The sequence below is a fragment of the Shewanella mesophila genome, assembly GCF_019457515.1.
Taxonomy (GTDB): Bacteria; Pseudomonadota; Gammaproteobacteria; order Enterobacterales; family Shewanellaceae; genus Shewanella; species Shewanella mesophila.
Genome location: NZ_CP080421.1, coordinates 929,468 through 942,402, shown reverse-complemented (window position 1 = coordinate 942,402; position 12,935 = coordinate 929,468). Strand labels below are relative to the sequence as shown.

Genomic DNA, 12,935 nt, shown 5'->3' with positions numbered 1-12,935 from the left:
TAAATGCGAGCTAAGATACGGGTGGATTTTTTTGAGCAGCTTTATGTTCGTACATTGCCCGATCCGCTCTTTCAATCATACTGTCAACATCGTCTGATTCATATAAGCGCTGGGTACAACCAAAACTCATGTTCCATTTTCTATCTGTTTTGCTGATCCCCAGCACGCCATAGGCAGATTGAATACGTTGCATAACAATATTGGCATTTTTTTCATCGCAATCAACAAATACAATTAAAAACTCATCACCACCAATACGAGCGGCATAATCACACTCACGAATAGACATGTTAATCACAGTCGCCATACCTTGTATCAACTCATCACCCGCTTCATGACCATATTGATCATTGGTTTTCTTGAGATCATTGACATCAACAAAGCTTACCGCCAAGTCAGCATCTCGTCGCTGACTACTGCATATACATTTTTCCAAATAGTCTACGATAGCTTGTCTATTGAAGAGACCCGTCAGTGCGTCGTGCCGAGCCTCAAAGTTTAATTGCTTAAACAATCTATTCTGCTCAACCTGTGAGCTAGCCAGTTTATAGGCTAAAAATATAAACATTGGCGCGATCAGAATAAATGCCAAAACCGTCCCAATATTTAATGTCTTCTGTGCGGCCTCGATTTTAGCGTGAGGCACGAACATAACTAGAAATACACTCTCGCCATTAACCACTTTAAAGGTCGAATTGGGCGATAGCTGAAAATGGCTAAAGTAATACTCTCCAGCCTCGGTGGTGACCTTAGCCTTATCCGTTTGCCGCATCCGTTGCCAAATCGAAGGATAATCGTCTGCAAAACGAATCTGCTCTTGTTCTGGAAACATAAAGCGCCACTCTTGATAGGCGTGGCTTCCCCTTAAATAATATCCATCACTATTGATAAGATAGGCACTATCTCCTTTGTGAATATTGAGTTTTTCGATAATTTCAATCAGTTTTCTACCGTTGTAGTTGATCACGCCAGCGCCAATAAATGCTCCTTGCTTGGAGTGAATGGGAGTAGCAAAGCGGATTGTTGGTTTAATGGGAAACTCCACTTTTCCATGCTCAATATTGAGATCAAAAGGCGAGGTGTAGATCACTTTTGGATCGGCCGAGACAAGGTCACGGAAATAGTAACGATCACTTTTGTTTTGTAATTTATTATCAGGGATAAGTTTCAATGAATTATCGTTATCTAAATCAATACGGATCACCTCATCACCATCAAGATTAAAAAGACGCACCTGATCATAATGTTTATGCAGATCGCCAATTTGATACATTAAGGATGTCAGATAGGTCTTAGCCGTAGGACTCTCATCTACAAGGGTTGAAATAGCCAATTGACTATGGGAGTAATAGACTAAATCGGCTCCAACGATACTCAGTTCTGACACTAAACTATTTTGTATATTAGCAAGCTCTGCATACTGAGTGACTTCTCGCTCTCGAGCCATATTATGACGAGAAAAAACATAAACGGCAGCGATCACAATAAATAGAAACGCCAGCAACAAGGTCGCATAAATAAAAGTGCGTTTATATTTTGTATAAGTAAAATGAGATTTAGCGCTATTGGTTATTTCCATCATCGTTTTCTTATCTTTATTGTGACTTTATATACATTGATGACGAATTGAGAGTTACCCGCCAAGTATCTATCTTATTAAGACTAAGATATTTTACATTATTTTCAATTAATTAATCTGACTTTTCGTTACTGTCACATTGGTCAGCCCATAAGGATAAAAACGGCGGTACCAAGCCTATATTGATAACATAAACAAAGCATTGGAAAAGCGAGAAACAATTACGCTATCGAGCTGAGTTGTCATGTCTACCATAAGGTGTTTATGGTGATGTTAAGCGCACCAAGCGAGAGGTCATAATGTTAGCCTTCCGATTCACGCTTAACCAATAGGAAGGTAAGGTACATCTTGGTGGGTAAAGATAAAACCATCCCAAATGCTACGCAAAGCGCACTAATAATAATTCCGTTAACTCCCATAGCTTCTATGGCGTCGCTATAGTTATGTAGATAGATCCCAAGAAGAATCAGGCTGATACCGACAGTAATACAAGTCTTTAATAGTAAGATTAACTTCCTATCTGTCACTGATAGCCGCCTTTTGCTAAGCACTATTCATGTTAGCTAATATAGTGAACACTTTTTCACCAACAAGCGTTGACAGAGATCAATAGAAGCATCAGTTCTCCATCTTGACTGACGCGCAGAACGCTAAGCACGGTAAATGTGTACCAGCGTCAATATGCTGCAATGAGTTGCATCTACGACGAGCCTCGTAAAATAGGCTAGCGAGAAAATAAGCATCAAAAAATAAACGCTAGCGTTGAAGCTAGCGTTTATGCCAACGAATCTACCGAGCAAAATAGATCAATTAATTGCCATCGAAATAAAATAGCCAACTAAGGTTGCCGTCGATACCCCGATAAACCCAGGAATAATAAAGCTATGATTGACCACATACTTACCGATACGAGTTGTGCCACTGCGGTCAAAACTTATCGCTGCTAAGTCACTTGGATAGAATGGGAAAAAGAAATAAGCATAACAAGCAGGCAATACCCCGATTAACACAGGAGCAGGGATCCCTAAGGAGAAACCAAGAGGCAACATAATCGTTAACACTGCCGCCTGACTCTTTAGAAATATCGAGGCCACAAACATCGCGATAGCAAAAGTCCAGGGGTAAAGGCTAACGAGATCGCTCACCATACTAACGAGGTAAGATTTGTGATGGCTGATAATGGTGTCGCTTAACCAAGCAATACCAAAAATGATGATCACCGCCGTCATACCAGCACTAAACACATTGCTATTAACTATCTTCTTGGGTGAGACCTTAGTTGCCAGCAGAATAATACCCCCCACCGACAGCATCATAAACTGTATCGCAACAGACATACCGACTTTATTGGGCAATACCTGCTTACTGAACATCGCAATAATGATGACGGCCAAAATCCCTAATAGAAAAACCGTTAAACCCCGTTTAGCGGTGCGCTCTTGCTCAACTTGATTTGACGATTCAATTTCAGGATCGATCAGGCTTTCTCTAAACTCATCATCTTGAAGTCGTGCCTGAAACTCAGGATCTTTATCTAAATCCTTACCACGCTTTAAGCTCCATGCGGCTGCCACAAGCACACCTGTCAAGGTGGCAGGAATCGTCACCATCAACACATCGATAAGACTGATATCGAGATGATTTTCCATTGAGGTCGCGATAACAACAGCTGCCGCAGCCGCAATTGGACTCGCAGTGATCCCCATCTGCGATGCTATCGTCGAGATAGCTAATGGCCGCTCAGGACGGATCCCTTTTTTATAAGCCACATCATAAATAACCGGAAGCAGCGGATAAACAGAATGGCCAGTACCCACCAACACAGTTAATGAATAGGTACATAAGGGACCGAGAAATACGATTTGATTAGGATGTTTACGCAATAGCCGCTCAGCATAACGAACTAATAGCTTAAGGCCGCCAGTCGCCTCTAGGGTTGCAGAGGCTGCCACCACAGCAAGAATAATCAGCATCACATTGATAGGCGGCGTTCCTGGTGCAATACCGAACACAAACGCTAAAACAGATACGCCCAATCCACCGAGTAAACCAAACGCTATACCGCCATGACGGATCCCGACAAAAATCACCGTCAACAGCAACATCATATGAACAAAAAACATAAGTTTATCCCCTTGGTCCGCCCAATGCGATATATCAACAAGCACGAGTTTTTGTTAAGCATTAACCTTTCTGTAACTTAAGGTTTATACAACGGAGTGCTAATACAAAACAGCGGTAATAAGCCAGAAAGAGAGCAGGATCAACCTAAGTCGGTAATAGACTTAATTTATGTGAACTCAGTGATATTTAGAGTAAAAGCTTAATACGTGCTAATCATCAAGCATTAGATAGCCGATGTGACTTTAACGGCATAACGTCTCGACAGCTTGATGTATAAAAGCAGAGATAGAAAAATGCCCCCCCACCAACTTTTGTAGTTCTAGCTTTTCACCTAACACATCACATATTCAATCTACATCAGCTAGCTTTATGACGATCAATATCTTCACTCTACAAGTCTTGAACTGGCGAAGATGTCGATGCAATACTAGGATTAACCTGATAAGCAGCAACATCAACCATGAATTTAGGCCGTTAGATTTCAACGATGGCTAACCTCATCAAATAAACAGACCGTAATGAGCATGAGAGTGATAAATGATGTTTGTCACATTGCAAAAATTAACAGCACTAACGGTAATATTTTGCCTATTCCCCAATCTTACTTGGGGCAAAGAGACGGTAACACTTTGCGCTGAACCAATTAAAGTCGGATTTAATGATTGGGCTCCTTATTCTTGGATTGATACATCAGATAATGCAGTAGGTCTTGATGTGGATATGCTAACGCTAATCGCGGCGAATCTTGGATGTGAAGTAGATTTTATAAAGATGCCGGTAAAAAGGGCTCACCAGATGTTAAAAGTAGGCTCGTTAGATATGCTGATGGGTGCCAGCTATACCAAAGATAGAAACGAGTACGCCTATTTTTCCAAGTCCTACCGTGATGAAGAGATAAGACTATTTGTCACTGCAGATAAAGCCTCCGAAATAACCATTAATCAATGGCAGGATATTTTCAATAAAAAACTCACCCTCTTAGCCCCCTCTTATGGTTGGTACGGAAAAGACTACCTCAAGTCTAAAGCTGAATTAATACGTCAAAATCTATTAGTGATTAGCCCAACAACCGTTCAATCTGTACAAATGCTAGCCTATGGCAGAGGGGATATTTTAATTGGTGATGCTATCTCTTTACCTTACGTAGCAAATCACTCGGAAGATGTCGCGATCACGCCTTTAGCACTTATCGTTGACAGTAATAAAATCCATTTTATGATCAGCAAAAAAGCACATCATTCCGAGCTATTAGAAGAGATAGATCAAGCCATCTCAACTCTTTCCAATCATGGAGCCTTAGCTCGGGTGGTCAATAAATGGCAACAAATATCCGTGGCTAAGACTCTCAAACCATGCAAAGAAATAATCCCCTCAACTGGCTTAGACGGTGCAATTAACATTACAGGGCATGGTTCTAATAGTTATGTAAAATAACTCAACTCAAAAAACGTAATCTTAAATTCCGACCTCATAAACCTCTTAAAAACAGCAACATTAACCAATTATAACGCTCTCCACGTCCAATCCATTCCTGACTAAATCTACGATTTCTTCACGCAACAATTGCAAACACAAATGATAATAGTTAACATTCGCAAAATCTCGAATTGTAGTCCTTGGAAATCATTAATGTTTACTAAGAAATACTTGATATATTGTCTTTCCGTTTCAAGCAGCCTTGTTTCTGGCGCCGTCATCTCACAACAAACGACTGAAATGGAAACGATTGAAGTGACGGGACGAGCGCAGCAGTTCTATCTAGAAACTCAAAGTAAAATTGGAACAAAAACAGATTTAGACTTATTGGAATTACCGCAATCTGCACAGGTATTAACTGAACAGCTCATTATTGATCAAGCCGCTAGAAATATTACTGATCTATACCGCTCAATTGCAGGAGTTAGTGAATTTAGTTATTCCGGTGTGACATTCCGTGGCTTTCGCGATGATGGCAACGTTTTCTACGATGGCGTCAGAGGTGACCCTTACTCTGGATTTGGTGTCCCACAACTCTTTAATGTCGCAAGAGTAGAAGTATTAAAAGGCCCCGCTTCCGCACTATATGGTGGCGGTGAACCCGGGGGCATGATCAACTATGTAACTAAAAAGCCAAGCTACAACGAAATGCATCAATTGAAAGTCACCGCAGGTAATTTCGACACTCGTGGCGCATCATTAGATATGACTGGCGGCCTATCGGAAAATATTGCCTATCGACTGGGCGGATTCTACGAAGAACAAGATAGCTTCAGAAACAACGCTGATGCAGAAAACACCGAAATTGTCGGTGGATTAACCTTTGACTTAAGTGACGACACTAAAATAACCACCACTGTAGATTACATTAAACAAGACTTAGGCGGTAATCGCTTGCGTGGTGTGCCAGTAGATGATGACGGTAATTTTATTGTACCGTCCTCTTACAATGCTAATGAAAAAAGTGACTACCAGAACATGAAAGCTCTGGTACTGCAGGCACAGTTAAGCCATTACTTTACTGATAATCTGTCTGTAAATTCAACGCTTCGATATTTAGATAACGAACGCGACCAAGCCTACCATGAGTCCCGTAGCTGGGTAGATGTAAATGGTGACGGCATAGCTAACATCGACGACAAAACGATTCGTAGAGAATATCGTAAACAATACCGAGCAAATGAAGAAACGAGCCTGACCACAGATTTTGTTTACGAAATAGAGAGTGGAGTAGTGAAACACCAATTGCTATTTGGTGGTGACTACCACACAGTAAATACTAAGTACGACTATTTTCTCGCTAAATATCAGGCCGATGGCGTTGCGAACCTTAACATTTTCGACCTTAACTACGGAGAAACAGACCCTAGCAAGTACAACTTAAAAAACCAAAATAGAGATGGCATAGATTCTGACCGCTACGGTATCTACTTACAAGACGTCATTAAATTAACCGAAAACTGGCTTGTCATTGCAGGCTTTAGATACGACCATTTCAAAGAATATAACCAAGAGACTAACTACAGTTATTCCGACAGCGACGTGACACCTAGATTTGCGGTGACCTATCAACCTACAGAAGATATGTCGATTTATGCCAACTATTCCGAGAGTTTCAATCCTGTATCATCGACAGACCAAGAAGATGTAATTGGTAACGCAAGCTTACAACCAGAGACAGCAAAACAGATTGAAATTGGATTAAAAAACCAATGGCTTGACGGCAAAATCATGAGCACCTTCGCCATTTACCGAATCAACAAACAAAATGTAGTGATGTCAAATCCTAATGATACTGGAACTGGGGATGGTATTGCCGCATTGCTAAACATAGGCGAAGTCGAAAGCAATGGTTTTGAAGCCACCACCGTCGGCGATATTACCGATAACTGGACGATCACAGCCAACTACGCCTATAACGACACCCAAGTGATTAAAGGCGTTACCGGAGACTCTATCACCAACACCTTTGGAGATGGTGATAGGTTTGCAAATGCTCCTAGACATCAAGCAGGCTTATGGACACGTTATGCGATATCTGAAATCGATTCGTCTATCGCTTTTGGTGCAAACTATGTCAGTGAACAACTCAGTTTATCCGGTCAAAAAGTCCAGCCATTCACCGTATTTGATATGAGTTGGACCACCAGCTGGGATGATATTCTCGTCAGCGTGAATGTGAATAATCTCTTCGATGAAGAATACGCTGTGAGCGGGTTTAGTGAGCGCAATGGCCATTTCCCAGGAAGCCCTCGTGAAGTTATTGCGCAGTTAACTTATCAATTTTAATTGGATGCTGGAGTTTACTTTATGTTCGTAGGGCAAACTCTGGTTAAATAAAATGAAACAACAAACCTGGTTTACGCTGCACCATTGGGCAGGCTTTCACCTAAGCCTGCTGCTTTCTTTTATCTTACTAACAGGTACTTTTGCCACAATTTCTACCGATATTGATTGGCTAACCAATTCAGCGGTCCGAGCCAAGCAGATGATATCCCCACAAGATGATCTTGATTGGCCTGCACTATTGGCATCGGCCCAAAGCCGTTATCCAAACTTACAAATCAGCAGTATTGAACGCCCTAAAAGACCTTGGCATAACGTCGAAGTCGTTGTTCGCAACACAGAGAATCAACGATTTAGACTTTACCTTGATGGCATCACTCATGAAATAAAAGGTCAGGCTGCATGGTTTAATTGGCAACAATTCTTTCGCCAGATACATCGCACCTTTATGCTGCCCATCAAAGTCGGAGTCACTTTAGTGGGTATTTTCGCATTACTACTGTTGTTCTTATTAATAACAGCGCTTTATGCCTATCGACACTGGTGGAAATACTTCTTTTCATTTGAACGGATAAAACGCGTCCCTAAGTCTGTTTGGGGAGAAAAACCTCGAAAATTAGCGGCTCACAAACGTCGATTCTGGTCCGAGCTTCATAAATTAGTCGGATTATGGAGCATATGGTTTATGGTCGTCATTTCAGTCACTGGGCTGTGGTACTTAATTGAACAATGGGGCGGAGCGGCAAACTATCCAAAAATAAAAAGCCAATTAACGTCAACGGTTCAGCAAGTTCAAGATATACAAAAAAATAGCATATCACTGACAAGCTTGTCTTCTGCACTGCAACAAGTAACAGATAAGTCTCCTCAATTTATTATTAATAAAGTACGCTTTATTGCCCCTGAAGGCTTAATAGAAATTGAAGGACAAGAGCAAGCTTGGTTAGTTAGAGATCGCGCCAATAAACAAGTATTTGATGCCCAATCGGGTCGCTTTATTGCTGGCCTCCAAGCTGAATCATTAAACTGGCATTTTAGAATATCGGAAGCCGCAGATCCGCTACACTTTGGTTCATTCTATAGCTGGGTCATCAGCTATGTTTGGTTTGTTTTTGGCCTTGCGCTGACGAGTCTCAGTCTGACAGGAGTCTATCTCTATCTACTGCGTTTAAAACAATCTGGCGCTTTACGTATAGAAGGCACTTTGCATAGTGTAAAAAGGATGTGGATAGAAAGCCACTGGCTAAAGTGGCCAAGCATCATTTTACTTGGAATATGTAGCTCACTCGTTTTACAACAAATATTCTGCGTCTGATATTTCTTCGCGAGTAGCAATAACTAAGGATATTTGCTACCAAGAGTCGATTTGAAAACGAGCTAACCTAGCTTCGGTAATAGTGCATTGAGTTAGTTCCATCAGCTCGGCCAAAGTGATGCTTGGGTTATTATCAATGAGTCGAATCAATTTGGCATCGATAGATTCTAATTTGTCTGAATGTTGCAGTAATGCCATTTCAATTTTTTGGATTAGGTAGCGAAAACCTTCAAAATTAACTAACTGTTTAGTAAAAGATTGGATATCAATCGCGCCTCCACAGATCTGCCAATTTCTGGAACGACGAACACGTTTAAGTTGGCATCCATATGACTTAGCCAGCGTCTGGGCTTGCGTGACGTTTTCACGGCCGATCCGATGGATAAGAGAAGGCAGCATTATAGTGATAGGTTCATTCATGGAATCATTGTTTCAGGCCACAATCAAAAACTCAAGCCGTGGCCGGCACGCTAGCGACATCATGCCGCGAATAAGCTACAAGATGTTTGGATATTAACAGGCAGCCTTTTTACCGAAACCTTTTTTCATAAAACGCGCCGTGCTTTTAACCATTAGCTTGCCCTGCACATAAAGCTCACCTTCGACTTTATACAAAGGGGCACGAGCAGAAATGATCTTACCTTTAATTAAAATCTGACTATCTACCGGGACTTCATGTAGATAACGAATATTCATATCCGCGGTAACCGCTTCAATATTTTGCTGAAAAAGAGCCTGACACATGCCGCTATCGAGTAATGAAGATAGAAATCCACCATGCAAAATACCTTGATAACCTTGTTGGTGAATCGTCCCTCTAGCGCGAGCCCACACCAGTTGATCTGGTGTACTGTAGAAGTGGAGATTCAACCCCAGCAGCGCTTGCGTACCACACAACATACAATTTTGATGACTAAACCTCTTATCCACAGCACCTAGGTCATCAAGCTGCACGTCAGGCAGGACTAAATTTAAGCGATTTAATAGCAGCTCTTTTTCCAGTTTTTGGTTATAACTCATCTTCTTTCTCAAGTGCATTAGATAAATTTAATAATTGGCATATGCCAATAAGTGATTTAGAATATCACATCTACACACATTTGAATATTTACCTTGAAGTAGAATGAGACCAAAAATAAAACGTCATATTTGCCCCGACCATTGGCCAAAGTTCAGCCTTTTTAAACCCAACGGAATGCCCGCTTCAGAGCTTACAAAAGTCAAGATTGAAAATGATGAATTTGAAGCCGTGCGTCTTGTCGACATAGAGGGATTATCTCAGCAAGATGCAGCGCTACAGATGCAGATCTCAAGGCAAACATTTGCCAACATATTAAAAGCCGCACGAAAGAAAATAACCTCAGCGTTAGTCAATGGCGAAGCGCTCGTTTTACGCTGAAACCCACCTAAGCAGCACCAAACAACCCATTAAATATTAAAAGTTAAAAATTAAAAGTTGAACAACTCATAGCGGAGAAGATCATGGAATTTATTATTACGTTTTTCCTGTTTTTGCTAGTGACAGCCGCAATGGCAATAGGTGTGTTTTTCGGTCGGAAACGTATTCAAGGGAGTTGCGCAGGACTGGCAAATGTCGGTATAGAAAAAAGCTGTGATTGTGAAGTCACTTGCGACGAACATCAAAAGCTATATCAGATCCAAGAACCTACTCAAAAATAATGCTAGTCGTTGCATAAAATAACCACACTAATTGGTGCAGCAAGCCTTATTGTAAGGCTTGCTGCACTAGCAAAATTTACAGCCCGTTTTGATATTGCAGGTGTGTTGACTCAGGTACTAGGCTCGACAGCTTAACGCTGGCTTCGCTTTGGCCATTAAGCAGGGCTTCGAACTGTTTAATTAACTCAATTTTATCAGGAGACTGTCTGTCACCCGCACCAATATTGGTCAGATCTATCATAAAGCCATCAAACATGTCGCTCAGATCAATAATGTCCGTATTTAAAAACTGATCTTGGTTGTAAATACTCGGGTAACCCGCTTTTTGCTTATCGATGGCAAAAGAGTCACCTTTGAGGTTTTTAATACTGGTCGACTTATCGCACGACAACATACAGCCATTATCGATACGCGGCTTTTCACAGCCCACGCTCTGCTGGAAGAAACACTGACGACTGGCCATCAACAAGATCGGGTGATAAATGCTATAGAACATCTTGAAGTTGTTCGGTCTAGCGATCTGCTTAATCTGCTGTCTGTTTATCTCGTTTGAAATAAAGGCACCGCTGCATCCAGCCCCTTGCTTGAGTGCCAGCAAAGCATAAGAGTTAGTGGTATTTAAAAATGGCCCAGCAATCCATTTAACTCCAAGTTGCCCGGCATGATAAGCAATACCTGTGTTGTTGGTAACAATCAGCTCAGGCTTAACCTGCTGTAAAATATTCAGTGCAACATCGAAATCTTTACCGATTAACACAGGTGGAAACCAAGGAATGAGCCGTGGGTTTTGCTGCAAGAAATCGACATATTTAGTGCAGCCACGCTTGTAAGCATCGGGCAGCTTAAAGTAGATATCGCCATCGGTTACATCGGCTAGCGCAACGTCCGCCTCATCACAGATCAGCATCGACAGCGCTGGCTGCTGTCCATCGGCTTTAGGATGATGCGCAAGTTTAGGCGGCTGCACCTCAGCAATCACCGCATTGCCCTCATTTAAGTAAGCAAGCAGCTCATTCTTTAGGGTGGTGATCTCACGAAATGGAATGCTTAAGCCATCTTTGACCAGCTCGGTATCGAGCAGGGCTAACTCATAGTTAGCGTTGTTGATATTTCTAAAGCGTTTTTCAATCGCTTCTTTGTCAACGCTTAACTCCTCACTCGGTAACATTAAGCTAGCCGAGGTAAATACTTGAGTTTGAGTATTCGCCGTCTGTCCAGGCAACAAGCTATCACTTTGCTCGGTGACAACGGTTAAGCGCAGCGGTTCGCCTTGCTCACTCGCAAAGCACAGGCTGAGCTTGATTTTGTCGATACTCAGGTGAGCAATCTTCTCATCCACCGACGCATTAATCTCTTGCTTGTCTAATTGCAACTGCTGCTTAGCATCGTGAATTTGTACCACAGAGATCGACTCGCCTTTTTCGGCTTTGAGTTTATCGACAATGTGATTTTTAGAGTTGTCACGGGGATTATCGATAAACATCGACTGGTTTAAGTCACCGCGTAAAAATGCATTGGTAAAGTCGCGGTTAAAGACCTTATATAAGCGCTCGCCATCTTGTGTCAGCTCGCCAGTTTCAACATAACCATCAATCTGCTTACGGAAACTATCGATCACAGTATGGACGTAGCTAGCACCTTTAATGCGACCTTCTACTTTAAAGGAATAGACTCCCGCTTCAATCAATGCTGGCAAGTCGAAAAATGCCGAATTATCTTTGATATTCAATGGGAAATTATGACCCGATTCGGTCGTTTCATACTCTTCACGGCACGCTTGGCTGCAACGTCCACGATTACCTGAGTTACCCGCGCTCGCTGAAGTTGAATAGCAAAGACCCGAAAATGCCACACACAGAGAACCATGCACAAACACTTCGAGTAAGGTGTCATGCTCTTGTCCTACTTTGGCGAGCGCCGTGATCTCTCGCAAATTAAGCTCACGAGATAAGTTCACCCGACTCACGCCGAGGCTTTTTAAGAACGGAATTTGCCCCGCATTGTGAGTAGTCAACTGAGTCGATGCATGAATATCAAGGGTCGGAAAGTAGTTACGCAGCACATACAGTAAGCCCATATCTTGCACAATCACGCCATCTAGAGTGGTATTAACCAGCTTATTCAGAAGCTTAAATAAGGTTTTAAACTCTTGCTCTAAGATGACAATATTAAGGGTTAAGAAAATTTGGCAATCATATTGATGGGCAAGTCTGATGATCCCCACAAGTTGATCGAATGAAATATTAGCGGCGCGATTACGGGCGTTAAACGTATCTAAGCCGCAATACACTGCATCAGCACCTGCAATAATGGCGGCTTTTATCGCTTCAACATCACCACCAGGGGCTAATAATTCAATCTTGGGTTTCATCACTTTAACGGGTCTCTGTTAACGGAAAAGGGAGAATGGTACCCGTATATTTTGCCGATTAATATGGTTAATATCACTCAGTATAAGATTGAGCATTAGTAAAC

At 41.8% G+C, this 12,935-nt stretch carries 11 protein-coding genes; 5 read left to right on the top strand and 6 right to left on the bottom strand.

Annotated features, from left to right (window positions below; all coding sequences use genetic code 11):
- Positions 1–10: 10 nt before the first annotated feature.
- From K0I73_RS04215 to K0I73_RS04205, 3 genes are all read right to left on the bottom strand, one after another.
- Positions 11–1,582 carry a sensor domain-containing diguanylate cyclase gene (locus tag K0I73_RS04215; RefSeq protein ID WP_258405290.1) on the bottom strand — a complete coding sequence of 524 codons (1,572 nt, stop codon included), beginning with the start codon at positions 1,580–1,582 and terminating at the stop codon, positions 11–13.
- A 299-nt stretch (positions 1,583–1,881) separates the two neighbouring features.
- Complete coding sequence (locus K0I73_RS04210) at positions 1,882–2,106, bottom strand: hypothetical protein (protein WP_220063279.1); 225 nt, start codon at positions 2,104–2,106, stop codon at positions 1,882–1,884.
- Between the two features lie 279 nt (positions 2,107–2,385).
- Complete coding sequence (locus K0I73_RS04205; protein ID WP_220063278.1) at positions 2,386–3,702, bottom strand: anaerobic C4-dicarboxylate transporter; 1,317 nt, start codon at positions 3,700–3,702, stop codon at positions 2,386–2,388.
- 538 nt (positions 3,703–4,240) lie between these two features.
- Here K0I73_RS04205 and K0I73_RS04200 point away from each other — a divergent pair.
- The 3 genes from K0I73_RS04200 (at position 4,241) to K0I73_RS04190 (ending at position 8,780) form a co-directional block, all read left to right on the top strand.
- Complete coding sequence (locus K0I73_RS04200; RefSeq protein ID WP_220063277.1) at positions 4,241–5,137, top strand: substrate-binding periplasmic protein; 897 nt, start codon at positions 4,241–4,243, stop codon at positions 5,135–5,137.
- 195 nt (positions 5,138–5,332) lie between these two features.
- Positions 5,333–7,468: a TonB-dependent siderophore receptor gene (locus tag K0I73_RS04195; protein WP_220063276.1), complete on the top strand. Its 2,136-nt coding sequence runs from the start codon at positions 5,333–5,335 to the stop codon at positions 7,466–7,468.
- A gap of 52 nt (positions 7,469–7,520) precedes the next feature.
- On the top strand, positions 7,521–8,780 hold the full coding sequence (locus tag K0I73_RS04190) for a PepSY-associated TM helix domain-containing protein (RefSeq protein WP_220063275.1): 1,260 nt from the start codon (positions 7,521–7,523) through the stop codon (positions 8,778–8,780).
- 36 nt (positions 8,781–8,816) lie between these two features.
- On the opposite strand, the gene K0I73_RS04185 is transcribed toward K0I73_RS04190, so the two are convergent.
- Positions 8,817–9,200, bottom strand: a complete 384-nt coding sequence (locus K0I73_RS04185; RefSeq protein WP_220063274.1) for a ribosome recycling factor family protein — start codon at positions 9,198–9,200, stop codon at positions 8,817–8,819.
- A gap of 93 nt (positions 9,201–9,293) precedes the next feature.
- A complete protein-coding gene (locus tag K0I73_RS04180) occupies positions 9,294–9,800 on the bottom strand; it encodes a PaaI family thioesterase (RefSeq protein WP_220063273.1) in 507 nt (168 codons plus the stop codon).
- A 103-nt stretch (positions 9,801–9,903) separates the two neighbouring features.
- Here K0I73_RS04180 and K0I73_RS04175 point away from each other — a divergent pair, with 103 nt between their 5' ends.
- Both K0I73_RS04175 and nqrM read left to right on the top strand, forming a co-directional pair.
- The gene (locus K0I73_RS04175) at positions 9,904–10,179 is read left to right on the top strand and encodes a DUF134 domain-containing protein (protein ID WP_220063272.1); all 276 of its coding nucleotides are present in this window, start codon (positions 9,904–9,906) and stop codon (positions 10,177–10,179) included.
- 83 nt (positions 10,180–10,262) lie between these two features.
- A complete protein-coding gene (nqrM, locus tag K0I73_RS04170; protein WP_220063271.1) occupies positions 10,263–10,460 on the top strand; it encodes a (Na+)-NQR maturation NqrM in 198 nt (65 codons plus the stop codon).
- Positions 10,461–10,536: 76 nt separating this feature from the next.
- Here nqrM and K0I73_RS04165 read toward each other — a convergent pair whose 3' ends face one another.
- Positions 10,537–12,831: a peptidase U32 family protein gene (locus K0I73_RS04165; RefSeq protein ID WP_220063270.1), complete on the bottom strand. Its 2,295-nt coding sequence runs from the start codon at positions 12,829–12,831 to the stop codon at positions 10,537–10,539.
- Between the last annotated feature and the right edge of the window lie 104 nt (positions 12,832–12,935).